Genomic DNA, 23,929 nt, shown 5'->3' with positions numbered 1-23,929 from the left:
ACACTGAACCCCATGGATCGGAATCTGCTCCACCCGAGGTCGTGGAACGTGCGCGCCCGGTCCGCGGCGGCCGCCGCCCTGGTGGTCACCATCTGCCTCGTCCTCGCGGGCGGAGCATTACTGCTGGTGCTGTACCGGACACTGGAGCACTCGGCGCGCGACGCCGCGGACGCCCGCGCCCGGCAAATCGTCGAGCAACTCCGGACCACGGCACCCGGGGGCCTCGACAGCTCGCTGTTCGCGACCGACGGCCAGGTCGGCACCATCCAGGTCATCGACTCGGCCGGCACCGTCGTAGCCACCTCCCCCGGCGCCGACCGTCTCCCTGTCACGTTCGAGCCGGTGCCGCCCGGCGAATCCCGGTACCTCGGCAACATCGACCTCGGCGACGAACCCGACTACTGGATCGTCGAACGGGGCGCGCAGTCACCGCAGGGTCCCGCGACCGTGGTGGTGGGGGCGGACCGCGAACCCATCGAGGGCATCCTCGGCACCGTGGCCCTCCTGATGGCGATCGGTGGCCCCGTCGTGGTCGCGATGGTGGCGGTGGCGAGCTACCGTCTCGTCGGCGCGGCCCTGCTGCCCGTCGAACGAATCCGGGCGCGAGTGGCCGCCATCTCCACCGACCGACTCGATGAACGAGTCCCGGTGCCGGACACCCAGGACGAGATCGCGCGGCTCGCCGAAACGATGAACAGCATGCTCGGCCGGCTCGAGTCCGGTCACCGCGCGCAGCAACGATTCGTCTCCGACGCGTCGCACGAACTGCGGAGTCCGCTCGCCACGATCACGGCCGCTCTGGAGTTGGCGCACACCCGGCCCGAACTCGTCGACACGTCGCTGGTCGACGAGTCGTTGCTACCGGAGGCGCGCCGCATGAACCATCTCCTCGCGGACCTGCTGCTCCTCGCCCGGGCCGACGAGAACGGGCTCACCCACACGTCGGTGGACGTGGACATCGACGACCTGATGTACGCCGAGAGTGCCCGCGTGCGCGACATGTCGCCGGAGTTGGTGGTGCGGACGGCGATCGCGCCGGTCCGCGTGGTCGGCGACCCGCAGCAACTGGCGCGGGTGGTGCGCAATCTCGTCGACAACGCGCGGCGTCACGCCCGGCGTGAGATCCGCCTGAACTGCCGGACGTCGTCCGACGGCGCCGTCCTCGAGGTCGCCGACGACGGGCCGGGGATCGCTGTGCCGGATCGGCAGCGGATATTCGAACGGTTCGTCCGCCTCGATACCCCCCGTACCCGCGACTCGGGCGGTGCGGGACTGGGCCTGGCAATCGTCGCCGAGATCGTCGCGACACACGGTGGCACGATCGACGTCACCGACAGCGGCACGGGCGGAGCGCGATTCGTGATCACCCTCCCCGCGGACGGTACCCGTCAGTCGTCTCCGGACTTCAGCCGGTAACCGACCCCGCGCACGGTGTCGATGCTGTTTCTGCCGAACGGGGTATCCACCTTGCGTCGCAGGTAACCGATGTACACCTCGACGATGTTGTCGTCGCCCTCGTAGTGGGTGTCCCACACCGACTGCAGAATCTCCTGCTTGGTGACCGCGGATCCGGCGTTCCGCATCAAGAACTCCAGGACGCTGTATTCGCGGGGCGTCAGCGCGAGCGCGGTGCCGTCCCGGGTGACCCGATGCCGGGCGGGGTCCAGCTCCAGGCCGTCCGCCGTCAGGACGGTGGGACGCCGCGGTGCGCCGCGGCGGACCAGCGCCCGCAGCCGGGCCACCAGCACCACGAACGAGAACGGTTTGATCAGATAGTCGTCGGCGCCGAGGTCGAACGCGTCCGCCAGGTCGTATTCGCCGTCCTTGGCCGACAACATCAGCACCGGAGTCCACACTTCACGACGCCGCAGGTCCCGTACGATGTCGTACCCGTGTTTCCCGGGCAGCATGATGTCGAGGACGACCACGTCGAAGTCGCCGCTGAGCGCCGCCTCGAAACCCGACAGGCCATCGTGCTCGACGTCGACGACGAACCCCTCGGCCGTCAGTCCACGGCGCACCGTCTCGGCGAGACGCCGTTCGTCCTCGACCAGAAGAACTCGCACACGCGCTCCTCCCTGTGCCCCGCGACTTTCAGTACAACAGACCGCCGCGGGGTGGGCCACGCGCTCTCAGCGTTCCCACAGCGGGCGGTGACGACACTGGCCGGATGCCCCACACCTCCGCCGCCACCGCCGGGCTTCGTGTGTCCGCGCTGACGCTGATCCTGGCCGTGCTCTGTGTGCAGGTCCGCGACGGCGGCCCACTGACCGGTGCCGACGTGCCCGCGACGTCGTGGGTCGTCGGTCACCGCTCCGCCACCCTTGACCATGTGGCTCTCCTCGTCACCGCCCTCGGCAGCCCCGTCGCCACCGTGGCCCTCGCCGTGATCTGCGGGCTCGCCCTCGCCTGGCGCCGGCGTTCCGCGATCCCCGCGGCCGTCGTCGTCGGGACGGTCGGGGCCGCCACCGCGGCGAGCACGGCCCTGAAGCTGGTCGTCGAACGCAGCCGGCCGGCCGTCGACCTGCAGGAGGTCCTGGAGACGGACTACTCGTTCCCGTCCGGGCACGTCACGGGCACCGCGGCCCTGCTCGGGGTCACGGCGGCGATCCTACTCGGCCGCCGGCATCTCCGCGTCCGGGTGTGCGGCGCGGCGGTGGCCGGGTGCGGGGTGGTGATCGTTGCCGTGACCCGCGTCTACCTCGGTGTCCACTGGATGTCCGACGTCGTCGCCGGCGCGATCCTCGGCGCGGTGTTCGTGACGGTAGGCGCCGCCACGTACGAGCGTGTCCACCGTCTGCTCGCCGCCGTCGCTCCGCCGAAACCGCTCGCGGTCCTCGACCGAGTGGGAGGCTGAGGTGGGGAACAGTTCTCTGGTTCGACCCGGACGACAGGAGACCACCATGCGACTGACCACACTCGGCGACCTTCCCGCGCGCATCGCGACCGGGGGTTTCATCCTCCATGCGGGGATACAGAAATGGTCGGCGGACGAGCAGACCGCCCAGGGCATTCACGGTATGGCGGCGGGGGCGTTCCCGTTCTTGAACGCGATTCCGCCGGAACGGTTCATCAAGTTGCTGTCGGTCGCCGAGATCGGCACGGGCGCAGCGCTGCTCACACCGTTCGTACCCTCCGCCGTGGCCGGGGCGGCGCTCGCCGGGTTCTCCGGCGGCCTCGTGGCCATGTACGCGAGGACGCCTGCACTGCGTAACCCCGGCAGCATCTGGCCGAACGAGAACGGCATCGCCGTCGCCAAGGACGTGTGGCTGCTCGGCATCGGGCTGGGTTTCGTGCTCGACGGGTTGTCGCGTTCCCGCTGCCGCTGACTGTCTGACGTCGATCGGACCTCGTTCGGAGACTCCGCTGGCTACTGCTCGGGCACGACGCAGAAGTCGCTGTCGGAGAAACCCGAGGGACGCACACCGAGCGCCTGATTGAGACGTCCCCGGTGGTTCTCCCAGGCGATGGCCGCGGCGAGTTCGGTCAGCTGCGCCTCGGAGAACTCGGCGAGCAGTGAGCGCCGCAGGCCCTCGCCGATGTGGGCGGGCGTGCGGGTGATAGCTTCGGCGAATTCCAGCACCAGCTTCTCGGTGTCGTCGAATTCGCTGCTCTCCCGAAACTTCGGGAGGGCGCGCAACTGCGCGTCGCTCACTCCGAGCGCGCGGCTGAACGCCGATCCGATGTCGAGGCAGTACTCGCAGTTGGTCAGCGCGGCCGCCTTGATCTCGCCGAGCGCCTTGAGGCGGGGGTCGACCGTGGCGCTGGTCGCGAGCGCGAACTCGTGGAACCCGACGGCGGCGAGTAGCTGCGGTCGGCGCCGCAACCAGCGCAACAGGTCTGCCCGGTTGCGGCGGGCGGTGGGAAAGACACGGCGAAACGAGTCCATCTGACCGAGGACGCTCATGCTGTCGGTCTACACCCGTCGCCGGGGCGGGACAACCCTGAAGCCGTTCGGCAATCGTGGTGTCTCGGCGACGGGAGTGTTCTACGTTCGGAACGGAGGCCCACCGCACCCCGAGGAGTCGGCATGAAGGCTGTCATCTGCACCGAGACTCGCCTGGAGGTGGGTGACATCCCGGCTCCGATCCCGGCGAGGGGTCAGGTGCTGATCGATGTGTCCCGGTGCGGGATCTGCGGCTCGGACCTGCACGCCCGCGTGCACGCCGACGCGATGGCGGAACTGGCGGCCGAAACCGGCTACCGCGACTTCATGCGCTCCCACCAGCGGGTCGTGCTCGGGCACGAGTTCAGCGGCACCGTCGCCGGCTACGGGCCCGGTTGCCGGAAGCGGTGGCCGGTGGGTACCGCGGTGGTTGCGTTGCCCATCGTCCGCACCGGGTCGGACATCCACCTGACCGGGCTGTCGGCCTCGGCGCCGGGCGGCTACGCGGAACAGGTGGTGGTGCAGGAGTCGATGACCCTGCCGGTGCCCAACGGGCTGTCGGAGGAGGCGGCCGCGCTGACCGAGCCGATGGCGGTGGCGTGGCACGCGGTGCGGAAGGGCGACGTCGGCACGCGCCGGACCGCGATCGTCATCGGATGCGGCCCGATCGGTCTCGCCGTGATCAGCATGCTGAAGGCATCCGGTGTCCGCACCGTCGTGGCCGCCGACTTCTCCACCCGACGGCGGGAGCTCGCCCGGCAATGCGGTGCCGACGTCGTCGTCGACGCTGCCGCGGCGTCGCCCTGGACGTCCTATCCGCGACGCAGGGAGACGACCTCCATCACGGAGGTGCTCGCCCTCGGACTGGACACCATGGAGAGGCTGCGTCGAATCCCGAAGCTGCCGTGGTGGCATGCCTTCGCCCTCGCTGACGCGGTGGGCGCGACACCGTCCGGGCCGGTCGTCTTCGAGTGCGTCGGCATGCCCGGAGTCATCGACGGCATACTGGCCGGCGCGCCGCTGCGGTCACGTGTCGTCGTGGTCGGGGTCTGCATGGAGACCGACACCTTCCGGCCAGCCCTGGCGATCAACAAGGAGATCGACCTGCGCTTCGCCATCGCCTACGACCCCCGCGAGTTCCGCGACACACTCCACATGCTCGCCGACGGAAGGGTCGATCCGGCGCCGCTGATCACCGGAACGGTCGGGTTGGCCGGTGTCGAATCCGCGTTCACCGCGCTCGGCAGCCCCGAGGTGCACGCGAAGATCTTGATCGACCCCGAGAACACGACCGCCGCGCTGTGATTCGCCGATGCCCATGACATCCCACCACCCCCGGCTCCAGTGGGCCGTCCCGGCGCTTCTCCTCGCGCTGATCTACGCCGCGTCGCTCACCGTGTACGGGTTGAGCAGCCGCACCGACGACGACGGACCGTTCGAGATCGGTAGCGACGAGGTCGTGGTCCTCGTGACGGCGAAGTCGCTGCAGCCGACGACCGACCGGGTGCAGGCCGAGGTGACCATCACCGTCGGTGAGGATTTCCTCCACGCCAACGGCGACACACTGAACCGGGACATCACGCTGCTGCTCGTCCCGAGCACCAGCCACGAGGAGATCGTCTTCCGGGCGGGCGCCTCGGCCACGACCTTCGACACCGAGTTCATCGCCACCGGCAACGCGGCCTATTGGCCGTTCGACCGGTTCGAGGTGAATCCAATGGTGGTGGAGGCGTATCAGGGGCTCGGCGCCGACCGTGAACTGGTGCCCACGGCCCTCCTGCTGGAGGGCCGTGTCGACGGGTGGAAGGCACGCGCCGAGGAGGTTGCGGTCGATACGGACCTGTCCCGGAACGGTACCGGCGCCGCGCTGATGTTCGCGCGCACGGGCGGGAACCTGATCTACGCCGGAATCCTGTTGCTGATGATGACGATCCTCGCGGGCCTCGCCGCCTTCGTCGCGTTGCAGACGTTCCGCCGTAAGCGCGCCGTCAACACGGACATGCTGGGCTGGATGGCCGCGATGCTGTTCGCCGTCGTGCCGTTGCGTGGCATCCTGCCGGGAAGCCCGCCGATCGGGTCGTGGGTCGACATCGCCCTCACGGTGTGGGTGGTCTCCACACTCGTCGCGTCGCTGGCCCTGTTCGTGTTCTGCTGGTGGCGGGACAGCGAAGCGCCCGGACAGCACGAGGTGGTTGCCACGAGAGCGCCGGGTTCGGAATAGTCGAGGACATGGTGCGCCGGACCGGAAGAGTGCGGCCGCCCTGGTATCTCGCCCACGTGAACAAGGTGATCGTGGGCCTGCACCGCCTGGGCGTTCCGATGCCGATGCCGGCGCTCACCGTCCCCGGCCGGAAGACGGGCGTGCTCCGGTCGACCCCCGTGTCACCGTACGAGGTGGATGGCCGGCGCTACGTCGTCGCGGGATACGCCGAATCGGACTGGGCGAAGAATGCCCTGGCCGCCGGGCGCGGTGAGCTGACGCGGGGGCGTCGCCGCGAACGCGTCCGGCTGGTCGCCCTGCCCGTGTCGGAGCGGGGCCGGATCCTCCGCGAGTTCCCGATCCGGGTGCCGCACGGAGTCACCATGTTCCTGAAGGCCGGGACGGTCGCGAACTCCTCGCCGGAGGCGTTCGCGGCCGCCGCGGACCGGTGCGAGGTGTTCCGCATCGAGCCGCTCGACTGACGGGTCACCGAACCTCGAGCGTGCCCACCATGTTCGGGTGATACGTGCAGTGGAACGCGAAGGTGCCCGGCTGACCGGGGACGGTGAACGTCGCGGTCGCACCCGGTTCGACCTCCACGTCGAACAGGTCGCCGGTGTCTGCCGTCACGGTGTGTTCGGCGGTGTCGTCGTTGCGGACGGTGACCTCTTCTCCCGGCGCGAACGTGCCGGGCAGGGTGTATTTGAAATCGGAGATCAGGATCTCCTGCCCGCCCGCTTGACCCGCCCCCGCAGGCATGGACATCGGCATCGACATGGACATCGACGGCATGCCGGACATGGGATGGTCGCCGCCGTGCGCCGATTCCGCCGAACCGGACGAGTCGTCACCGTCACTTCCGCACGCGGCCAGCGCGAAGACGGCCAGCAGGATCGGCAGGACAAGTGTCAGAACGCGTTTCATGGTGGTCGCCTCCGGATGACGATGAGAACGGATGCCCGACGCCCCGCTCCTCGCGGGAGTAGTACCCGTTTTCACGGCAGGCACCCCTCGGCGCACCCGGCGACCCGTCAGCCGCCGTTCAGCGCCTCCTGCGACTCGAGGTTCGCCACCGGGGTGCGGAGCGAGGCGACGGCGTCCGCGTAGAGGGACGACTTGATCTCACCGAGTGTGCGTCCGCGGGTCGCGACGAGCCCCTGCGCGTGTTCGACGGCCCTGGTGAGCACCTGCTGCTCGGGGGCGACCTCGTCGACGAACCCGAGTTCGCTTGCCGCGACGCCGCCGTACCGACGGCCGGTCACCAGGGCGGTGTGCACGGCCTGCGCGGGCAGGCGGGCCGCGAGCAGCGCGATGCTGCCCGGCGCGTAACTCGCCCCGATGGTGATGCCCGGCAGGCAGAAGTAGCCGCGGTCCTCACGCATCACCCGGTGATCGTGGGCGGCCGCGAGGATGGCGCCGCCACCGAAGGTGTGCCCGGTCAGCGCGGCCACGGTCGGCAGGGGGAAGGTGAGGATCCGGGCGAACAGGGCCTGCACCCGGTCGATGTAGGAGTTCAGCTTGTCGGTGTTGGCGACGACCCAGGCGGTGTCGAGACCGGTGGAGTAGAACTTTCCGAGTCCCGTCGTCACCAGGGCGGCGGGACCCTCGTGCTGCTCGATGCAGTCGAGGAGGCTGTCGACCCTGTCGATCCAATCCGGGTGGAAGGCGTTCTCGCTGTCCGGTTCCCCCTCCTCGCCGAAGTACAGGACGAACACATCTTCCGAGCGCTCCACGTAAGGCATGCGGCGAGGCTACCCGGAGACGGGCGGGTCGCGCCGCTCGAGCACACACACCTCGGTGGGTGAAGTTTCAACTGTCGCGGGGCCGGGTATGTCGATCGTCAAACAGCTGAGGCGGTGGACGATGAAGAGCGGAACAGGCATTGCCGACACCCGCACCGTTCGGGACTATATCCACACGGTGGCCAGAACCGTTCACGCCGACTCCATCGACTGGTGGGACAGCGACGGCATCGAAGCGGTCCTCGTTCTGCCGCTCCGGTTGCACTATCTGCCCGGACGCAACGCGGTGCTCGCGTGGAACCGCACGTTCGGCTGGTCACTCGGCGTCGAAGGACTGGGCCGCCGCAGTGTCATCGTGATCGACGGCCTCGGCATCGGGCGGATGCCGTCGCCCGCCGTCTGCGCGGAACGTGCAGTGGAGTTGATCGACGACTATTGCCGCTCGACACCCGTATCGCCGGGAGTGCCGAGCACCGGACCCGGCACGACCGCCGCGGACCGGTGTCCCCGCATCGGCCGGGACACCGCCGGCAGCGGACGGCGGGACAGAGTCGTCAGACGACCGTGACCACGGGCGCCGGGGGCCACGACGACAGCGTGGCCCAACCGCATTCCCCCGCGCAGGAGCAGCCGATCGTCGCCGCGGAGGAGGGCGCGGCGCGCATCAGCACGGCGGCGCATCCGCTCGGGAAGCCCGGACCGCGCTTCGATCGCCGGTCACCGTTCTTCATCGGGATGGCGGGGGCCGCCGGTGTCGCCGTCACGTACGCCCTGATCGAGGTCGTTCTCGCGGCCCGCGGGGTGCTGGTCCTCATCGCCGTCGCCGCATTCCTCGCGATCGGCCTCGAACCTGCGGTGTCCTGGCTGGTGCGGCGCGGTTTTCCCCGATGGGCCGCGGTCGCAACGGTTTTCGTCCTCGCCTTCGCCGTGCTGGCCGGGTTCCTGGCCGCCGCGATCCCGCCCATGGTGACGCAGGGCGGCGCACTCGTGCACAACGCCCCGGACTACCTGGGACACCTCGAGCAGCGCTACCCGGTATTGGAGGAGCTCAGCACCCGCTTCCACCTGCAGGACGAACTGCGGCGGGCACTCGACGCGAGCAACGCGCCGATGGTGGTCGGCGGGCTCGTGGGTGCGGGCAAGTTCGTGTTCAGCGCCATCAGCGGCACCGTGATCGTGGTCGTGCTCACCGCCTATTTCCTGGCCGACTTCGCACACATCCGGTCGTCGATCTACCGCCTGGCCCCGAACTCACGGCGACCCCGCACGATCCTGATCGGTGACGAAATCTTCGCGAAGGTCGGCGGATACGTGCTCGGGAATCTCCTGATCTCGTTGATCACCGCCGTCCTCACGTTCGTGTGGCTGGTCGCCTTCGACGTCCCCTACCCGTTGCTGCTGGCCGTCCTGGTCGCCGTGCTGGATCTGATTCCGGTGGTCGGCTCCACCCTCGCCGGCGTGGTGGTGGCGCTGGTCGCCCTCACCGTCTCCCTGCCGGTGTCACTGGCCACCATCGTCTTCTTCATTGCCCTCCGCCTGTTCGAGGACTATCTTCTCGTTCCCCGCATCATCGGCCGCACCGTCAAGGTGCCCCCGATGGTCACCGTCGTCGCCGTCCTCATCGGTGGCGCGCTGCTGGGGATCGTGGGGGCGCTGCTCGCGATCCCCGTCGCCGCCGCCGTTCTGCTCCTCGCCCGTGAGACGGTGTTTCCGCAGCTCGACCGCGGCTGAGGAGGCAGGGCACGAAAACGGCCTTGCGGAAGAAGTTTCCGTGTTCTGCTTACCCTGGAGACGTGGGATGCGCCGGGGCATGCTCGGGCCGTGTCCCGAGCATGAGAAAGAGGCGCTGGATGTCGGTGATGAGTCCCACCGAGGCGATGTTCGTGCTGTTCGAGACGCCGTCGCATCCCATGCACGTGGGTGCGCTCGAACTGTTCGAACCGCCGCGCGAGTCGGGGCCCGATCATGCCCGGGCCATGTTCGAGGCGCTGATCTCGCACGAGGGCGCGTCGGACACGTTCCGCCGGCGCGCCGTACGCCCGCTCCGCGGGGCCAGTTACCCCTGGTGGTCGTTCGACGACCGCATCGATCTCGGCTACCACGTGCGGCACACCGCGGTCCCGGGCCGGGGCCGGATGGAGGACCTGCTGTCGCTGGTGTCCCAGATGCACGGCATGCCGCTCGATCCGCAGCACCCGATGTGGGAGATGCACGTCATCGAGGGGCTCGCCGACGGACGGACGGCCGTGTTCTCGAAGATTCACCTGTCGTTGATGGACGGACCGGCGGGGCTGCGACTTCTCCACCACGCGCTGTCGACCGACCCCGATGCCCGCGACTGCCCCGCACCGTGGACTCCCGGGGTCGCCGGTGTGCCGCGGCGCGAATCCGTGTTGCCGGTGGCCGTGGTCCGGGCCGGGGTGCGGGCCGCCACCAGCATCGTCGGGGTACTGCCCGCGCTCGCGAAAGTCGCCTACGACGGCGTCCGCGAGCAGCATCTGACCCTTCCCCTGCAGTCGCCGCCCACGATGCTCAACGTTCCGGTCGGCCGGGCCCGGAAACTGGCGGCACGATCGTGGCCGATCCGGCGCCTGGTGTCGGTGGCCACCGCGGCCCACACCACGATCAACGCGGTGGTGCTCGCGATGTGTTCGGGGGCTTTGCGCCGGTATCTTCTCGAGCAGTACGCGCTGCCGGACGCGCCGTTGACGGCGATGCTGCCCGTGCCCCTCGACCTCGGCGGCACGATGATCGGACCGCGCGGCCGCGATCACGGCGTCGGCGCCATGGTCGTCGGCCTGGCCACCGACGAAGCTGATCCGGCGGCACGCCTCGCCCGCATCAGCGAGTCGGTCGAGCACACCAACCGGGTGTTCGGCGCGCTGAGCCACACCCAGTTCCAATTGATGAGCGCGCTGGCGATCAGCCCGATCCTGCTCGAGCCGGTCCGCCGGTTCGTCGACGACACTCCCCCGCCGTTCAACGTGATGATCTCGTACATGCCGGGCCCGTCGAGGCCGCGATACTGGAACGGGGCCCGCCTCGACGCGGTGTATCCGGCGCCGACGGTCCTCGGGGGTCAGGCACTCAGCATCACCCTCACCAGCCGGTCCGGTCAGCTCGACGTCGGCGTGGTGGGCGATCGGCACGCCGTCCCGCATCTGCAGCGGATCATCACGCACCTGGAGACGTCGCTCAGCGATCTCGAGCACGCGGTCGCCGCGTCCGGCACCTGATCCCTAACCTGGCGGCTGCCGCAGCGACGTGCGGTTCTCCTCCCAGCATCGTGCGACGTGGTCGCCGACGAGGTCGTCGAAGGCGAGGCAGGCCGCAGCCCCCAGCAGGATGTCGCCGGCCACGTCGGGCCGGGCCGCGACCAGTCCGCCGGCGAGGTCGCGGCAGACGATCTGTTCGTGCACGGAGTCGGCCTCCACGTGCTCGTCGAAGAAAAGGGTGGCCGCCTTCCCGAATCCGAGGCGGCGCAGTCCGGCGGCGTATTTCTTGCTCGGCAACGCGGACGTGGTCTCCACCGCGCACAGGTGTCCCACCAGGGCCCCGAGACGGCTGCGGTGCAGGCCGAACAGGGACAGCGCATTGAGGGACGCCAGCGTCACGGCGGGGACCGCGTCGATGTAGTGCGCGTAGTCGTCGGACAACCCGAGTTCACGCATGGTGGTGGCGAACAGCGCCGAGTGCATCCGCTCGGGTCTGCCGCCGCCGTATTCGTCGGACTGCACCTCCACCAGCGCCGCCTTCGGCGCGCCCGCGAGCCGCGGAATGCCGAGCGTGTGCACGTCGGCCTCACGCAACTGGTTCAGGGAACGGTGGATCAGCAGTTCCCGGAACTGGGTGAGATCCGCCTCGTGAGCCATGTGACCGGACAGCCCCGGCGCCGTGCTGGGGGCGGTCATCGCCCACAGTGCCGCCACCACGTCGTCGGCGCCGGTCGGCGCGTCGGCGACGTCACGGATCGCGGCGTCGAACGGAACCTCGAGCGCCGACCGGGCGGCGATCAGGTCGCTGTTCCACTCCCATTCGTCGCCGACACCGGTGATCCCCTGCAGGTGCAATTCGTAGAGCGCGGTCAGGCAGATCTGCGCGTCCTCGTCGAAGAGGAACGCCCGCGGACTGTCGCGCGCCGACGAGGCGAGGGAGCGTGCCGCCGCCACGAACGGTTCGGCATCGGCGACGTCTGCGCGCAGAATGGAGAACAGGAGGTCGCTGACAGGCCCACGCGGCTTCGGAAAGGGCATGGACGTTCCCGATTGCGCGACCGTGTCCGACATCGACCGAGAGTGCAAAGTAGTCATATGAACTCCATTCCCATTGCCGGGGCCGACGAATCCGACGTCACGATCACGGTCTGCCCTGATGGTCCACTGCTGGTGCGCGGTGCTGCGCGGATCCTCGACCCCGAAGGTAACCCGCTCGGCACCGATCGGGCCACCGTGGCGCTGTGCCGGTGCGGGCGGACAAGCATCGCTCCGTTCTGCGACTCGTCGCACAAGAAGCGGCGCCGCCCGTAGGGCCGACCCGCATCAGTTGCGCTTCCGGTTGTGCGCGCGGCGGCGCGCGATCACGAACGTCACGACGCCGACAAGGATCACGATGGCGATGATTTCCATCCGCTCCGATTACCCACTCCGCGGGCAAGCTACGCCGCGCCCCGGTTGCCTCCCCCGGTTCGATGGCGAGAAGTGCAGTGGGACAACCGGAAACGACGACAGCCCGCCGTTGGCGGCGGTCCGCGGGCAGAAACGTTCGCCGCTGTCGTTGACACGATGGGGTAACGTCAGAGTCCTGCACGGTTGAGCCCCCAGCCGCAATGGACGGGCACGGTTCACGCGCCTTATTTCGTGCCTGTCTCCTAACGTCGCTCGACCGTGAGGAAACGACATGAAATCTGTTCTCAGTGCGCTGCCGACACGCTACGGCCCTGCCGACAGTTCGACGCTGTTCAGCTGGGCCGTCGAGCCCGAGCACGGGCGGCTCTCCGTCGTCAGTGCGCCCGGTGCTGGCGGGATCCTCGTGGTCCGGATATCCGGTGACATCGACGTCACCACCCTGCACACCTTCGGGAATCATCTCGACGAGGCGATCAACGAACGACTTCCGTTCGTGCTCGACCTGACGGACGTGCAATTCTTCTGCGCGTCTGCCCTGCCGGTACTCGGCACCATGGCCGCCCGCGCCCGCCGGCTCACCGTGCCGTGGGCGGTGACCGGCAACAACGCACTCCGCAGGCCGTTGACGGCAATGAAGATGGCTGCACAGATCCCGTTCTGCGCCGACCTGGAGGACGCCTTCCTGCTGGTCGCCCAGGGAGTTCACCAGGGTGGGCGCTCAGCGTGAAGGATTCCGTTCCGCACGGCACGTCCGACTTCGTGGTGGTCGCCAACCGGCTGCCCGTGGACATGGAAACACTCGACGACGGGACGACACGCTGGAAGCGGAGCCCCGGCGGCCTCGTCACAGCACTGGAGCCGATCCTTCACGACCGGGAACGCGGTTCCTGGGTGGGCTGGCCCGGTGTGCCCGACACGAAGGTCGAACCGATCGTCTCCGGCGGAGTCGACCTGTACCCGGTGGAGCTGAGCTCGGACGAGGTCAAGCTGTATTACGAAGGATTCTCGAACGCGACGCTGTGGCCGCTGTACCACGACGTGCTGGTGGCACCGGTCTTCGACCGGGACTGGTGGCACTCGTACCTGGACGTGAACCGCCACTTCGCCGAGGAGACCGCGCGCACCGCGGCCGAGGGCGCAACCGTGTGGGTGCAGGACTACCAGTTGCAGCTGGTGCCCCGTCTGCTGCGGGAGATGCGCCCCGACCTGACCATCGGGTTCTTCCTCCACATCCCGTTCCCGCCCGTCGAACTGTTCATGCAGTTGCCGTGGCGCAAGGAGATCGTGGAGGGGCTGCTCGGCGCCGACCTCATCGGCTTCCACCTGCCCGGCGGCGCCAACAATTTCCTGTTCCTGGCGCGCCGGCTGCTGGGACTCGACACCACCACCGCAGGTGTCGGCGTGCGCAGCGCACTCGGCAAGGTGACACTCGACGGCCGGGTCGTGCAGGTCGGCGCGTTCCCCATTTCCGTCGACTCGCGGCAACTGGTCGAACAGGCAACCGATCCCGCCATCGTCGAACGGGCCGCCGAGATCCGCCGCGAACTCGGAAACCCCCGCAAGATTCTCCTCGGAGTCGACCGGCTCGACTACACGAAGGGCATCGACCTGCGGCTCTCGGCGCTCGGCGAACTGCTCGACGAGGGCCGCCTCGATCCGTCCGACACCGCGATGGTGCAACTCGCCACCCCCAGCCGTGAACGCGTCGAGCACTACATGAAGATGCGCAGTTCCATCGAGGAGCAGGTCAGCCACATCAACGGTGACCACGGTCAGATCGGCCGGCCATTCGTGCACTACCTCTATCAGCCGGTCGATCGCAGCGAACTGATCGCGCTGTTCCTGGCCGCCGACGTCATGCTGGTCACCCCCATGCGGGACGGGATGAACCTCGTCGCCAAGGAGTACGTGGCCTGTCGCGCGGACCTGGGCGGGGCGCTGGTGCTCAGCGAGTTCGCCGGTGCCGCCGCCGAACTCCGGGGCGCCTACCTGGTGAACCCGCACGACCTCGACGGAGTGAAGAACACGATCATGGCCGCGCTGGACCCGGAACGGGAGCAGGGACGGCGCCGCATGTCACGACTGCACCGTCAGGTGCTCGACCACGACGTGCACCGGTGGGCGCAGTCGTTCCTCGGCGCGTTGTAGCCGTCGCCCGCGACCGAGCGTCGCATCACACCCCTGTCCTGGATCGGCCGAGGCCGAGGCCGAAGGAGAACACATGATTCGCGTTGCCTCCGTCCCGGAGTCCCATGTCTACGTTCGTCATCTGGGCGAGCCGGACGGAGGCGGCGGCGACGTCGTCCGTCTCGCCGATCCCGTCCCGGCAGACGGTCGCAAGGTCCCGGGGGGATGGTGGCCACCGCTCATGCTCGATCCGGGCTGGATCAGCCGCCACCATCGCGAATTCGACGTATTCCACATTCATTTCGGATTCGACGCCATCGAACCGGCGGACATGAAGGACATCGTCCACGAGTTGTCCGCCCGCGGGAAGCCCTTGGTCTACACGGTGCACGACCTCCGCAACCCACACCACCCCGACGCCGGGCCGCACCTGGAGGTTCTCGACGTGCTGGTGCCCGCCGCTACCGAGTTGGCCACACTCACCGAGGGCGCCGCAGCCGTCATCGACGCGAACTGGGCCCGCACCGCGACGGTCCTCGCTCACCCGCACGTCGTGGAGCGCCCTCTGGTCGAGCGTCCCCGCCCGGACTCGGACGACTTCGTGGTCGGGGTGCACGTCAAGAGCCTGCGCGCCAACATGGATCCGTTCCCGGTCCTGGACGCGCTGACCCGCACGGTCGCCGCTCTCCGCGGAGCGCGTCTGCAGATCGATGTCCACGACGAGATCTTCCGACCGGACAGTTATTGGTACGCGCCGAACGCGGCGGCGCGACTCCTGCGCTACCGCGACGCCGATCGGGTCGACGTGCGCGTCCACCCGTACTTCACCGACGCCCAGTTGTGGAAGTACCTGTCGTCGCTGTCGGTCTCAGTGCTGCCCTACCGCTTCGGCACCCACTCCGGGTGGCTCGAGGCGTGCTACGACCTGGGTACCGCGGTGGTCGCCCCGACATGCGGCTTCTATGCGCAGCAACAGGACTGTGCCACTTTCGGATTCGACGAGGACTCCTTCGACGCCGCCTCGCTCGACCGGACCGTCCGCACCCTGCACCGATCCGCGACGGCCCGGGCGACGTGGCACGAGCGCGCAACCCAGCGGCGCCTGCTCGCGCAGGCGCACCACAACCTGTACGAAAGAGCACTGTCGTGGCGTGCGCTGCCGTGAACGTCGACGCCCTGCGCATCGCCCTGATCGCCTCCAGCCGGCACCCCATCCGCCAGCCCTTCCCCGGCGGCCTCGAATCGCACGTCTGGCACCTGGCGCGGAGCCTGTGCGCGGACGGGCATCGAGTCAGTCTGTTCGCCGGACCCGGATCCGATCCGGGTCTCGGTTGCGCGCAGCTGACGGTGGAGACCTTGGAAACGAGTGCGGCCGCCCGGCAGGACGTGTCGATGCCACCGATGGACTTCCTGCGGGACCACCACGCCTACCTGCGGTTGATGCTCGATCTCGCCGGACCGCTGGCGGATTCGTTCGACGTGGTGCACAACCACAGCCTGCACTACCTCCCCGTCGCCATGGCTCCCGCGGTCCCGACACCCGTGCTGTCGACATTGCACACTCCGCCCACCCCGTGGCTCGAGTCGGCTCTCGCCGTCCGGGCCGGCACCGACGCCCATTTCGTGGCCGTGAGCAAGCACACCGCCGCAGCGTGGAGTCACGCGATCGACCGCATCGACGTCGTGCCGAACGGGGTCGACGTCGACCGCTGGCCTCAGGGTGACGGCGGCCCGCACCTCATCTGGTTCGGCCGACTGGTAGCGGAGAAGGGTGCGCACGTCGCGATCGCGGCGGCGCGCCGAGCGGGCTTCGCGATCCGCCTTGCGGGGCCCATCAGCGATCCGGGCTACTTCGAGAGCACGATCGCACCCCTGCTGGGTCCCGGCGTGACCTATCTGGGCCACCTAGCCCAGCCCGAGTTGGCGACCGCGATCGGCGGTTCGGCGGCGGCGGTGATCACCCCGCTGTGGGACGAACCGTACGGTCTGGTCGTCGCCGAAGCGCTCGCCTGCGGAACGCCGGTCGCCGCGTTCGCGCGCGGCGGGATCCCCGAGGTCCTCTCCGCCGACTGCGGTCGCCTCGTCGTGCCCGACGACGTCGACGCCCTCGCCCGGGTGATACCGCAGGTCGTCGCGTTGCCGCGCCGGGTAGCCCGCGAACACGCACGGAGCCACTGCTCGGAACGTCGCATGGTGGACGCCTACGTGAACATCTACCGGCGGCTCGCGGCGAACCGGGTCCGCGCCGACGGCGACCGGAAAGTGGCATCGTGATCGGCTACTACATCCACCACCACGGGACGGGCCACCGGGTGCGCGCCTCGAGCATCTGCGCGGCCCTGGAGGCACCGGTCACCGCTCTCTCCTCGGCGCCGGTCGACCCCGGCGGTCCGTTCGCGGACCGTGTCCGGCTGGCGCGCGACGACCGGGGCTCCTCCCCCGAGAACCCCACCGCCGACGGCGCACTGCACTGGGTTCCCGCCCACGACGTCGGGCTGCGGACCCGCATGTCCCGGATAGCGTCGTGGGTCGACGCGACCCGACCCAGCCTGATGGTCGTCGACGTCTCGGTGGAGGTGGCTGCATTCGTTCGACTGCTGGGCGTGCCCGTGGTGATGATCGCGATGCCGGGAGAGCGCACAGATCCGGCCCATCGTCTCGGCTACCGGCTCGCCGACCACATCGTGGCCGCATGGCCGCAGGCGATGTACGACCCGGAATGGTTACGGGAATTCGCGCACAAGACCACATTCGTCGGCGGGATCAGTCGGTTCGACGGCCGCGCACCCGCCGCCGGTCCCGCCTCCTCCCGACCCCGGATCCTGGTGCTCAGCGGCGCCGGCGGCACCGCGGTGACGGTCGGGGACGTCCGTCGGTGCGCCCACGTGCATCGCGACTATCGATGGCAGGCACTCGGGGTTCCGGGCGCACCGTGGATCGAGGACCCCTGGCCGGAACTGTGCGGCGCCGACGTCGTCGTGTCCGACGCCGGGCAGAACTCGGTCGCAGAGATCGCCGCCGCCCGCCGTCCGGCCATCGTCATCGCGCAGCCGCGTCCGTTCGGTGAACAATCGGCCACGGCGCACTCGCTCGCGAGCGGTGGACTCGCCGTGTCGATACCGCAGTGGCCGGAGGTGACCAGATGGCCGGCGCTGCTCGACCGGGCACTCGCCCTCGGCGGCGACAGCTGGGTGCGTTGGCAGACCGCGGGCGCCGCCACCCGCGCAGCGGCAGTCATCGACAGCCTGGCGAAACGGGCGGAATCGGCGCCGTGAAGGTCGCGGTCGTGACGATCGCCGCACGCCGGGACCGTCATCTGCGGATGCAGTTGCGTTCCCTCGAACGGAGCCAGCGTACCTGCGACGACCACATCGTCGTCGCGATGGGTGACCCGCGGACGATGGACACTGTCTCCGAGAACGGACACGCACGGGGGATCTGGCTCGACCACGACGACGGCCCGCTGCCCCTGGCGGCCGCACGCAATGCGGGTGCGGATGCCGCACTCGCCGCCGGCGCCGATCTGCTGGTCTTCCTCGACGTCGACTGCCTGGCGTCCGAGGGTCTTCTCGGCTGCTACGTGTCGGCGGCCGAGCATCCGGACAACCGGTCGGCCCTGCTGTCCGGCCCCGTGACGTACCTTCCGCCTCCAGAACCCGCAGGGTACGACCTCGCCGGGCTCGGGCGGCTGCGATCCCCTCACCCGGCCCGCCCGGCGCCGCCGCCCGGGACCGTCACAGCGGGAAGCGACTTCGATCTGTTCTGGTCACTGTCCTTCGCCGTCGGCCGGGCGACCTGGCAGCACATCGGCGGGTTCTGCACCGACTACACCGGCTACGGCGGCGAGGACACCGACTTCGCGCAGACCGCCCGCGCCGCGGGGGTCGGTCTGCGATGGGTGGGCGGAGCCGACGCGTTTCACCAGTATCACCCCGTGTCGGATCCACCCGTCGAGCACCTGCGGGACATCCTCACCAACGCCCACACCTTCCACCGGCGCTGGGGGTGGTGGCCGATGCAAGGCTGGCTGAGGGCGTTCGAAGCCGACGGCCTGATCGAGTACGACCGCGATCGCCGCACGTGGGTGAGGAGTTGACCTCACTCGGGATTCGTCGTCACCGACTCGACGATGCGGCGCGCCACCTCGGCCAACTTGACGTGCTCCTGCTGCGACTGCGCGACGAGGATCTCGAACGCCTGGTCCGCGGGCACGCCCCGCAGCGCCATCACGATTCCCTTGGCCTGCTCGATGACCGCACGGGACTTCATGGCCTTCGTGAGACCCGAAACCTCGTTCCTGGCCAACTCCACGCTGCGGGCGCTCCTCAGCAAACCCTCGATCGCCGTCGTGTAGACGAGCAGCACCACGGCGTCGAGTTCGCTGAACCCGTGATCCCCCTGCCCGTAGATGTTGAGTGTGCCGGCGAGGGCCTCGTCGACGGCGAGCGGCGCGGACAGGAAACTGCGCATGCCGGCCTGGTCGAGATTGTCCGCGACCGACGGCCACCGGGCCGCGGCCTCCCCGAGCCGGGCCTTGACGACCTTCCGCGTTCCGGCGACACCGAAGTAGTCGCCGTCGAGGGCCTGAAAGTTCGGAATGTCGATCTCACGGACCGCCTCGTCCGTGTACGCGACGGTCACCACCCGTCCGTCGCGCAGCAGCGATATCCCGGCCATGTCGGCGTCGGCGATCGCGTCTACCACCTGGTCGCAGACCCGCTGAAGCAGCAGGCTCATCTCCACCTGCGAGCCAGAATTGCGATTGAACTCGTCCAACGCGGTTGCCAAGGAGCCCAATTGGGCGGCGATCGTCGCGTTGTCGAGCTCGGGGGACATCGACTCGGGGCGCTCACCCACAGTCTCGGCCATTCTCGGATACACCTCAAAATTCCGGGTGTAACCGACAGGACACCCACTGAACGAACGCAGCAGTTGTCTCTACCGTCGAGAAGACTTTACTCGACCCCGGGACCGCCTCCGTCCACCGATCCCGTCCCGGACGGTGAGGCGGGAGATTCCCCGGTCAGCAAACTCAGCGCCGCCGCGGACGGCCGGAGGATGCTTCCGGCGCTCATCGACGAACCCCGGGTCAGACCGCTGTGGGAGGACACCGTGTCCTCGAAGTTGCGGAGCCGCTCCTCCGCCGTCCGGCAGGCGGCGACCGGAGCGTCGCGGCTGTCGGCGAAGGCGAATTCGGCTCGGATCACGTCTGCCAGTGCGTCCACGAACGCGGCCGCACTCTCCCGGATCTCCGGGTCGAGCGGGCCGAACGGGGGTTGCGGCGCCAGCGCCAGCGAGGTGGCGCGGACGATCTCCGTGCACTGGGGCCAGCCCTCGGACAGCGCCACGACCGCCGGTTTCCATTTCCTTCCGGCGGCGGCCGGACCGGCGGCGCGTCGCATATTGGCGCGCGCGCTCTCATCCGTCCAGGCCACGGCGTCCAGGGCGTCGTCCAGTTGCACCCGCACGTGCGCCGCCCGTTCAGCCCAACGATCGGGCTGTCCACCGGTTCCCGGTTCCCGCAACTCCCGGGCCGCGTCGCACAACAGCGACGTGGCCGTCGAACCCAGCCCCGTCACTGCGCGTTCGGACCGCCTCAGGTACAGCGGAGGCAGGAGCAGCGCGTTCACGGCCACCCCGGTCCACCCACACCCCGCTCGAACCGAATCGGTGCCACCGGCCGAGCAGGAGACCCGTCAGCACCGCCACACCGACACCGACGGTGACCGAATCGAGCAGCATTCCGACCGCCGCGGCCAGCAACACCCCGAGCGAGACCGCCGCGAGTTGCTCGCCGGCCACCCGCAGTGATCGCGACACGGTGACCTCGATCATGAACACCGCTGCGTAGGGCGCGAGGAACGGCTGCGGCAGCCCGAGAAGGCGCTCGGCCAGAATCCACGCGAGCACCGCAGCGGTCGCGGCCTTCGCCGACTGCACCACCACGGTGTTTCGCTGACCGTCCCCCGCCCACGAGCGCAGACGTCGGAGTGTGGTGACGTGCAAGACCCCTTCTCTCCCTTCGTGCGACGACAAGTGCCGTGTGCCCGAGTCGCGGCAGCACCAACCGACACGGTTCGAACGCGGCGCGTCCGGGTATGCCGGGCACTATGAACACCCACGTGACCGCGACGCACCTGCAGACACTTCTCGATTCGCCACTGCCGGATCCCGCCCTGATCCTGCAGGGCGGCGCCCCCACCATCGTTGATTCGGGTGAGCTGGGCGACGAGCATCAGTCTCTGATCATCGTGACCCGGACCGAACTGCGCGAGCAACTCCCGCAGGACCGCGACTGCTCGCAGAGCGATCTGGAGTTCCACGCCGCGTCGCTCGAATCGACGGTCGCGGGTTTGGGTGGCTGACCCGGGGTGATCAGCCGTCGCCCAGCTGCGCCCGCAGTCCGGAGAGGGTGCGCGCCAGGATCCTCGACACCTGCATCTGCGAGACGCCCACGCGCTGGGCGATTTCCGTCTGGGTCATCGATCCGAAGAACCGCAACATCAGCACGCGGCGTTCGAGCGGCGGAAGTTTCTGCAGCGCCGGCCGCACGGCGGCGTGACTCTCCACGTTCGCGAGCTCCGGATCCTCCTCGCCGAGCGTCTCCGCGAGGGGAAGGTCGTCGGGATCATCACCCATGGCTGCATCCATCGACAAGGTTTGGTAAGCGTTCTTCGCGAGCAGGCCCTCGGATACTTCACGGACGTCGAGTTCGAGTTGGGCGGCGATCTCACTGGCCGACGGTGACCGACCCAGTTCCTGCGACAGCTCGTCGACGGCCTTGGTGATCAACGCGTGAAGTTCCTGCATGCGGCGGGGCACCCGCATCGACCAGCCGGTGTCGCGGAAATACCGGCGAACCTCGCCCATGATCGTGGGCACCGCGTAGGACACGAAGTCGAAGCCCCGGTCCGGATCGAAGCGGTCGACGGCCTTGACCAGTCCGAGCCGGGCGACCTGCAGCAGATCCTCGTGCGCCTCGCCGCGCCCGCCGAATCGGCGGGCGATGTGATCGGCGAGCGGAAGGCAGCGTGTGATGACTTCGTCGCGCAGCGCGGACGCCTCCCCGGACGACGCGTCCAAGGCTCGCAGGCGCGCCACCGTGGGCGCCACGTCCTTGTAGTCGTCTCTGCCGGGACGGTGCCGCTCGCCACGTTCCGAAACCGGTGACACTAGATGGTGCCCCGGTATTTGACCAGTTCCACCGCCACGGTCCGTTCGACGGACCCGTTGCCGACGGGTCCCTCCGATACCGAAACCGCATTCATCAACGTCTCGAGCACGTGCCAGCCGAAGCTTTCCCGGTTGGGCACTCCGCCGCGGGTGAGGGGTGCACTGATCGTCACATGCAACCCCGGCTCCGTGACGACGAACGAACACGTCAGTTCGGCACTTCCCGGCGCAGCCGCGATCAGTTCCGAACACACCTCGTCCACGGCAAGTTTGATATCGGCCACGTCGTCGAGCGTGAAGTCTCCCAGAACGGCGAGAGTTTCCGCGACGGCGCGCACCACAGGCAACTGTTCGAACTCCGCCGCCACACGAAGCTCCACGGGCACACCGGATCTCGTTCTCATTCGTCTAACCTCGTCGACCTCGGCCATCTGCACTCCACGTCTGTGTCGTCGGTTTCTGCGACTCTCGGCAGCGTACCCAGCTGCCGCGACCCTCAACCCGCCGGCGAACGAAAGTGCGAGCGCGTGCCGAATGCGTCCCGACGTGCGGGTTCGACGAACTCGATTCGGTGGGCTCAGGCGATCCGGACGTCGCGTGCCTGGTCGCCGGTCTCGGTGCGGCAGACGGCGAAGCTGACGCGCTGCCCTTCCTCGAGAATGCGGTGACCGTCGCCGGCGATTTCGGAGACGTGCACGAAGATGTCGTCGGATCCGTCGGCCGGGGCGAGGAAACCGAAACCCTGTTCGGCGTTGAACCATCGCACCGTGCCCGTGCGCAGTGCCGTCGACTGCCGGGCCGGCAGCGTGTGCCCGGCGCTCATCGTGCCGCCCTTCGATCGGCCAGGCCGTGGAGCGCAGCGCCGCCCCCCAGACTCGCAACGAGCAGAACCACAAGCAGAGCCACGTTGAGCATTGCTCCTCCTCGGCGTGCGCACGGTCGACCCCTGGTCGAATCAGACCGAAGGTAGTGCCTCTCGTACGGATGTGGGGCGATTCGGGCGGAGCGTTTGCACAATCGAGATCTGCCGACCACAGCGCATCCGCGCTCCACACCGCAGAAGATCTGATTTGCTCGGCATAGATTTTGTAGTACGGTCGAGTTGTCGGAACTTCGGCGATCGAGTCAGGAACGTTGTTCGACACGACCGCAGGTTGCGGCGAGGCAGGGTCACGGTGATTCGAGACTTCTCACCACGGGTACGCGGTGAGTTCATCCGGCCCCGCCTCCCCGGCAATCGAGGGGGCACCCAATGCCTCGAAGTTCCGCCGGCAGGTAGTAGCGAAAGAGAGGACCGAGAATGTCGAAGTTCACCGTGCCAGGTCTTTCCGACGATCAGGGCGCGCGAGTCGCCGACATACTTCAGAAGCGGCTCAGCGCATACAACGATCTGCATCTGACGCTCAAGCACATTCACTGGAATGTGGTGGGTCCGAATTTCATCGGCGTGCACGAGATGATCGACCCGCAGGTCGAGTTGGTGCGGGGCTACGCGGACGCCGTCGCCGAACGCATCGCCGCGCTGGGGAATTCGCCCGACGGCACCCCGGCCGCGATCGCCCGCGACCGCACCTGGGACGACTACTCGGTGAAGCGGGACACGGCGCAGGCGCATCTCGGTGCCCTCGACCTCGTCTACAGCGGCGTCGTCGGGGACAACCGCAAGGCGATCGCTGAGACGGGCGACCTCGACCCGATCACCGAGGACCTTCTCATCGGGCAGACCGGCGAACTCGAGAAGTTCCAGTGGTTCGTCCGCGCCCATCTCGAGAACTCCGGCGGCAGCCTCTCGAACAACGGCGCGCACTCCGAGAAGCAGGCAGCCGCGCAAGCGCGGTGAGCACGGTCGATCTCCCGTCCACAACGAAAGGTGACGAACATGGCTGACAACAACAGCGGTCCGGCAGAGGCCGTCAAGGGCGTCGTCGAAGACGTCAAGGGTAAAGCGAAGGAAGCCGCGGGTGCGGTGTCCGGCCAGGACGATCTCACCCGCGAGGGCAAGGCGCAGCAGGACAAGGCCGCCGCCCAACGCGAGGCCGCCGCAAAGGAAGCCGAAGCCGAGAAGGCCCGCGGCAAGGCCGAAGCGCAGGAAGCACGCCAGCGCGCCGAACAGTGAGACGGTGCGGGCCGGATCACGACCGGCCCGCACCGAGCGTCTCTTCTCCGAGCGGAATCG

General features: G+C 68.8%; 30 protein-coding genes. 19 read left to right on the top strand and 11 right to left on the bottom strand.

From position 1 onward, the window contains the following. Positions 1-12: 12 nt before the first annotated feature. The gene (locus tag JVH1_RS37095) at positions 13-1,416 is read left to right on the top strand and encodes a cell wall metabolism sensor histidine kinase WalK (protein WP_009472615.1); all 1,404 of its coding nucleotides are present in this window, start codon (positions 13-15) and stop codon (positions 1,414-1,416) included. Here the strand turns inward: JVH1_RS37095 and JVH1_RS37090 are convergent. Next, the gene (locus JVH1_RS37090; RefSeq protein WP_009472616.1) at positions 1,389-2,066 is read right to left on the bottom strand and encodes a response regulator transcription factor; all 678 of its coding nucleotides are present in this window, start codon (positions 2,064-2,066) and stop codon (positions 1,389-1,391) included. The two genes, JVH1_RS37095 and JVH1_RS37090, sit on opposite strands and share 28 nt — an antisense overlap. A 104-nt stretch (positions 2,067-2,170) precedes the next feature. On the opposite strand from JVH1_RS37090, the gene JVH1_RS37085 reads away from it, so the two are divergent. After that, the gene (locus tag JVH1_RS37085) at positions 2,171-2,857 is read left to right on the top strand and encodes a phosphatase PAP2 family protein (protein ID WP_009472617.1); all 687 of its coding nucleotides are present in this window, start codon (positions 2,171-2,173) and stop codon (positions 2,855-2,857) included. A gap of 46 nt (positions 2,858-2,903) precedes the next feature. Beyond that, the gene (locus JVH1_RS37080) at positions 2,904-3,329 is read left to right on the top strand and encodes a hypothetical protein (RefSeq protein WP_009472618.1); all 426 of its coding nucleotides are present in this window, start codon (positions 2,904-2,906) and stop codon (positions 3,327-3,329) included. Between the two features lie 41 nt (positions 3,330-3,370). On the opposite strand, the gene JVH1_RS37075 is transcribed toward JVH1_RS37080, so the two are convergent. Beyond that, positions 3,371-3,907 (bottom strand): carboxymuconolactone decarboxylase family protein, encoded by a 537-nt coding sequence (locus JVH1_RS37075; RefSeq protein WP_009472619.1) that lies wholly within the window; start codon positions 3,905-3,907, stop codon positions 3,371-3,373. 123 nt (positions 3,908-4,030) lie between these two features. Here JVH1_RS37075 and JVH1_RS37070 point away from each other — a divergent pair, with 123 nt between their 5' ends. From JVH1_RS37070 to JVH1_RS37060, 3 genes are read left to right on the top strand one after another with little or no spacing between them, the layout of a single operon-like run. Continuing rightward, a complete protein-coding gene (locus JVH1_RS37070) occupies positions 4,031-5,191 on the top strand; it encodes a zinc-binding dehydrogenase (RefSeq protein ID WP_009472621.1) in 1,161 nt (386 codons plus the stop codon). 13 nt (positions 5,192-5,204) lie between these two features. Then, positions 5,205-6,107 (top strand): DUF4436 family protein, encoded by a 903-nt coding sequence (locus JVH1_RS37065; RefSeq protein ID WP_009472622.1) that lies wholly within the window; start codon positions 5,205-5,207, stop codon positions 6,105-6,107. Between the two features lie 8 nt (positions 6,108-6,115). Next, the gene (locus JVH1_RS37060; RefSeq protein WP_043777344.1) at positions 6,116-6,568 is read left to right on the top strand and encodes a nitroreductase/quinone reductase family protein; all 453 of its coding nucleotides are present in this window, start codon (positions 6,116-6,118) and stop codon (positions 6,566-6,568) included. Positions 6,569-6,572: 4 nt separating this feature from the next. Here JVH1_RS37060 and JVH1_RS37055 read toward each other — a convergent pair whose 3' ends face one another. Both JVH1_RS37055 and JVH1_RS37050 read right to left on the bottom strand, forming a co-directional pair. After that, positions 6,573-7,010, bottom strand: a complete 438-nt coding sequence (locus tag JVH1_RS37055; protein ID WP_009472624.1) for a cupredoxin domain-containing protein — start codon at positions 7,008-7,010, stop codon at positions 6,573-6,575. Positions 7,011-7,117: 107 nt separating this feature from the next. Next, complete coding sequence (locus JVH1_RS37050; protein WP_043777346.1) at positions 7,118-7,828, bottom strand: enoyl-CoA hydratase/isomerase family protein; 711 nt, start codon at positions 7,826-7,828, stop codon at positions 7,118-7,120. Between the two features lie 121 nt (positions 7,829-7,949). On the opposite strand from JVH1_RS37050, the gene JVH1_RS37045 reads away from it, so the two are divergent. From JVH1_RS37045 to JVH1_RS37035, 3 genes are all read left to right on the top strand, one after another. Then, entirely contained in the window at positions 7,950-8,396 is a 447-nt protein-coding gene (locus tag JVH1_RS37045) for a DUF6292 family protein (RefSeq protein WP_043777387.1), read from the top strand. Then, positions 8,393-9,559 (top strand): AI-2E family transporter, encoded by a 1,167-nt coding sequence (locus tag JVH1_RS37040; protein ID WP_051033622.1) that lies wholly within the window; start codon positions 8,393-8,395, stop codon positions 9,557-9,559. The genes JVH1_RS37045 and JVH1_RS37040 overlap by 4 nt, the downstream gene beginning before the upstream one ends. A 119-nt stretch (positions 9,560-9,678) precedes the next feature. Continuing rightward, positions 9,679-11,064: a wax ester/triacylglycerol synthase family O-acyltransferase gene (locus JVH1_RS37035; RefSeq protein WP_009472628.1), complete on the top strand. Its 1,386-nt coding sequence runs from the start codon at positions 9,679-9,681 to the stop codon at positions 11,062-11,064. A gap of 3 nt (positions 11,065-11,067) precedes the next feature. Here JVH1_RS37035 and JVH1_RS37030 read toward each other — a convergent pair whose 3' ends face one another. Beyond that, on the bottom strand, positions 11,068-12,114 hold the full coding sequence (locus JVH1_RS37030; protein WP_043777349.1) for an iron-containing redox enzyme family protein: 1,047 nt from the start codon (positions 12,112-12,114) through the stop codon (positions 11,068-11,070). Positions 12,115-12,138: 24 nt separating this feature from the next. Between JVH1_RS37030 and JVH1_RS37025 the strand changes: the two genes are divergently transcribed. From JVH1_RS37025 to JVH1_RS36995, 7 genes are all read left to right on the top strand, one after another. Next, a complete protein-coding gene (locus JVH1_RS37025) occupies positions 12,139-12,354 on the top strand; it encodes a CDGSH iron-sulfur domain-containing protein (protein ID WP_016884251.1) in 216 nt (71 codons plus the stop codon). Between the two features lie 370 nt (positions 12,355-12,724). Further along, on the top strand, positions 12,725-13,180 hold the full coding sequence (locus tag JVH1_RS37020; RefSeq protein WP_009472631.1) for an STAS domain-containing protein: 456 nt from the start codon (positions 12,725-12,727) through the stop codon (positions 13,178-13,180). Beyond that, a complete protein-coding gene (locus tag JVH1_RS37015) occupies positions 13,177-14,601 on the top strand; it encodes a trehalose-6-phosphate synthase (protein ID WP_009472632.1) in 1,425 nt (474 codons plus the stop codon). The genes JVH1_RS37020 and JVH1_RS37015 overlap by 4 nt, the downstream gene beginning before the upstream one ends. A gap of 73 nt (positions 14,602-14,674) precedes the next feature. Next, positions 14,675-15,745: a hypothetical protein gene (locus JVH1_RS37010; protein WP_009472633.1), complete on the top strand. Its 1,071-nt coding sequence runs from the start codon at positions 14,675-14,677 to the stop codon at positions 15,743-15,745. Further along, positions 15,727-16,854: a glycosyltransferase family 4 protein gene (locus JVH1_RS37005; RefSeq protein WP_009472634.1), complete on the top strand. Its 1,128-nt coding sequence runs from the start codon at positions 15,727-15,729 to the stop codon at positions 16,852-16,854. Before JVH1_RS37010 ends, JVH1_RS37005 begins: the two co-directional genes overlap by 19 nt. Then, a complete protein-coding gene (locus JVH1_RS37000) occupies positions 16,851-17,855 on the top strand; it encodes a glycosyltransferase (RefSeq protein WP_009472635.1) in 1,005 nt (334 codons plus the stop codon). The genes JVH1_RS37005 and JVH1_RS37000 overlap by 4 nt, the downstream gene beginning before the upstream one ends. Continuing rightward, positions 17,852-18,676: a glycosyltransferase family 2 protein gene (locus JVH1_RS36995; protein WP_009472636.1), complete on the top strand. Its 825-nt coding sequence runs from the start codon at positions 17,852-17,854 to the stop codon at positions 18,674-18,676. Before JVH1_RS37000 ends, JVH1_RS36995 begins: the two co-directional genes overlap by 4 nt. 2 nt (positions 18,677-18,678) lie before the next feature. On the opposite strand, the gene JVH1_RS36990 is transcribed toward JVH1_RS36995, so the two are convergent. The 3 genes from JVH1_RS36990 to JVH1_RS36980 all read right to left on the bottom strand — a co-directional run bounded on the left by JVH1_RS36990 (position 18,679) and on the right by JVH1_RS36980 (position 20,586). Further along, positions 18,679-19,449, bottom strand: coding sequence for a GAF and ANTAR domain-containing protein (locus tag JVH1_RS36990; protein ID WP_009472637.1), 771 nt, complete (start codon positions 19,447-19,449; stop codon positions 18,679-18,681). Positions 19,450-19,535: 86 nt separating this feature from the next. Beyond that, positions 19,536-20,048 (bottom strand): hypothetical protein, encoded by a 513-nt coding sequence (locus JVH1_RS36985; RefSeq protein WP_237735066.1) that lies wholly within the window; start codon positions 20,046-20,048, stop codon positions 19,536-19,538. A gap of 13 nt (positions 20,049-20,061) precedes the next feature. Then, complete coding sequence (locus tag JVH1_RS36980) at positions 20,062-20,586, bottom strand: aromatic acid exporter family protein (RefSeq protein ID WP_009472639.1); 525 nt, start codon at positions 20,584-20,586, stop codon at positions 20,062-20,064. 104 nt (positions 20,587-20,690) lie between these two features. Here JVH1_RS36980 and JVH1_RS36975 point away from each other — a divergent pair, with 104 nt between their 5' ends. Continuing rightward, complete coding sequence (locus tag JVH1_RS36975; protein ID WP_009472640.1) at positions 20,691-20,945, top strand: hypothetical protein; 255 nt, start codon at positions 20,691-20,693, stop codon at positions 20,943-20,945. A gap of 10 nt (positions 20,946-20,955) precedes the next feature. On the opposite strand, the gene JVH1_RS36970 is transcribed toward JVH1_RS36975, so the two are convergent. The 3 genes from JVH1_RS36970 to JVH1_RS36960 all read right to left on the bottom strand — a co-directional run bounded on the left by JVH1_RS36970 (position 20,956) and on the right by JVH1_RS36960 (position 22,576). Further along, positions 20,956-21,753 carry a SigB/SigF/SigG family RNA polymerase sigma factor gene (locus JVH1_RS36970; RefSeq protein ID WP_011593425.1) on the bottom strand — a complete coding sequence of 266 codons (798 nt, stop codon included), beginning with the start codon at positions 21,751-21,753 and terminating at the stop codon, positions 20,956-20,958. Next, positions 21,753-22,184 carry an ATP-binding protein gene (locus JVH1_RS36965; protein ID WP_009472642.1) on the bottom strand — a complete coding sequence of 144 codons (432 nt, stop codon included), beginning with the start codon at positions 22,182-22,184 and terminating at the stop codon, positions 21,753-21,755. Before JVH1_RS36965 ends, JVH1_RS36970 begins: the two co-directional genes overlap by 1 nt. A 146-nt stretch (positions 22,185-22,330) precedes the next feature. After that, positions 22,331-22,576 (bottom strand): cold-shock protein, encoded by a 246-nt coding sequence (locus JVH1_RS36960; RefSeq protein ID WP_009472643.1) that lies wholly within the window; start codon positions 22,574-22,576, stop codon positions 22,331-22,333. A gap of 477 nt (positions 22,577-23,053) precedes the next feature. Between JVH1_RS36960 and JVH1_RS36955 the strand changes: the two genes are divergently transcribed. Further along, on the top strand, positions 23,054-23,593 hold the full coding sequence (locus JVH1_RS36955; RefSeq protein WP_009472645.1) for a Dps family protein: 540 nt from the start codon (positions 23,054-23,056) through the stop codon (positions 23,591-23,593). Between the two features lie 39 nt (positions 23,594-23,632). Next, a complete protein-coding gene (locus JVH1_RS36950) occupies positions 23,633-23,869 on the top strand; it encodes a csbD family protein (protein ID WP_009472646.1) in 237 nt (78 codons plus the stop codon). Positions 23,870-23,929 lie beyond the last annotated feature (60 nt).

Source organism: Rhodococcus sp. JVH1, from assembly GCF_000280725.2.
Classification (GTDB): domain Bacteria; phylum Actinomycetota; class Actinomycetes; order Mycobacteriales; family Mycobacteriaceae; genus Rhodococcus_F; species Rhodococcus_F jostii_A.
Note: the sequence above shows the minus strand (reverse complement) of the source record. Positions and strands in the feature narration are given on the sequence as shown.

Bases quoted from the DNA above. Each gene is read 5' to 3' on its own strand.
- JVH1_RS37095 (WP_009472615.1), top strand. From the start codon at position 13: ATGGATCGGAATCTGCTCCACCCGAGGTCGTGGAACGTGCGCGCCCGG.
- JVH1_RS37085 (WP_009472617.1), top strand. From the start codon at position 2,171: ATGCCCCACACCTCCGCCGCCACCGCCGGGCTTCGTGTGTCCGCGCTG.
- JVH1_RS37080 (WP_009472618.1), top strand. From the start codon at position 2,904: ATGCGACTGACCACACTCGGCGACCTTCCCGCGCGCATCGCGACCGGG.
- JVH1_RS37075 (WP_009472619.1), bottom strand. From the start codon at position 3,907: ATGAGCGTCCTCGGTCAGATGGACTCGTTTCGCCGTGTCTTTCCCACC.
- JVH1_RS37070 (WP_009472621.1), top strand. From the start codon at position 4,031: ATGAAGGCTGTCATCTGCACCGAGACTCGCCTGGAGGTGGGTGACATC.
- JVH1_RS37065 (WP_009472622.1), top strand. From the start codon at position 5,205: ATGACATCCCACCACCCCCGGCTCCAGTGGGCCGTCCCGGCGCTTCTC.
- JVH1_RS37060 (WP_043777344.1), top strand. From the start codon at position 6,116: ATGGTGCGCCGGACCGGAAGAGTGCGGCCGCCCTGGTATCTCGCCCAC.
- JVH1_RS37055 (WP_009472624.1), bottom strand. From the start codon at position 7,010: ATGAAACGCGTTCTGACACTTGTCCTGCCGATCCTGCTGGCCGTCTTC.
- JVH1_RS37050 (WP_043777346.1), bottom strand. From the start codon at position 7,828: ATGCCTTACGTGGAGCGCTCGGAAGATGTGTTCGTCCTGTACTTCGGC.
- JVH1_RS37045 (WP_043777387.1), top strand. From the start codon at position 7,950: ATGAAGAGCGGAACAGGCATTGCCGACACCCGCACCGTTCGGGACTAT.
- JVH1_RS37035 (WP_009472628.1), top strand. From the start codon at position 9,679: ATGTCGGTGATGAGTCCCACCGAGGCGATGTTCGTGCTGTTCGAGACG.
- JVH1_RS37030 (WP_043777349.1), bottom strand. From the start codon at position 12,114: ATGTCGGACACGGTCGCGCAATCGGGAACGTCCATGCCCTTTCCGAAG.
- JVH1_RS37025 (WP_016884251.1), top strand. From the start codon at position 12,139: ATGAACTCCATTCCCATTGCCGGGGCCGACGAATCCGACGTCACGATC.
- JVH1_RS37020 (WP_009472631.1), top strand. From the start codon at position 12,725: ATGAAATCTGTTCTCAGTGCGCTGCCGACACGCTACGGCCCTGCCGAC.
- JVH1_RS37010 (WP_009472633.1), top strand. From the start codon at position 14,675: ATGATTCGCGTTGCCTCCGTCCCGGAGTCCCATGTCTACGTTCGTCAT.
- JVH1_RS36990 (WP_009472637.1), bottom strand. From the start codon at position 19,449: ATGGCCGAGACTGTGGGTGAGCGCCCCGAGTCGATGTCCCCCGAGCTC.
- JVH1_RS36975 (WP_009472640.1), top strand. From the start codon at position 20,691: ATGAACACCCACGTGACCGCGACGCACCTGCAGACACTTCTCGATTCG.
- JVH1_RS36965 (WP_009472642.1), bottom strand. From the start codon at position 22,184: ATGGCCGAGGTCGACGAGGTTAGACGAATGAGAACGAGATCCGGTGTG.
- JVH1_RS36960 (WP_009472643.1), bottom strand. From the start codon at position 22,576: ATGAGCGCCGGGCACACGCTGCCGGCCCGGCAGTCGACGGCACTGCGC.
- JVH1_RS36955 (WP_009472645.1), top strand. From the start codon at position 23,054: ATGTCGAAGTTCACCGTGCCAGGTCTTTCCGACGATCAGGGCGCGCGA.
- JVH1_RS36950 (WP_009472646.1), top strand. From the start codon at position 23,633: ATGGCTGACAACAACAGCGGTCCGGCAGAGGCCGTCAAGGGCGTCGTC.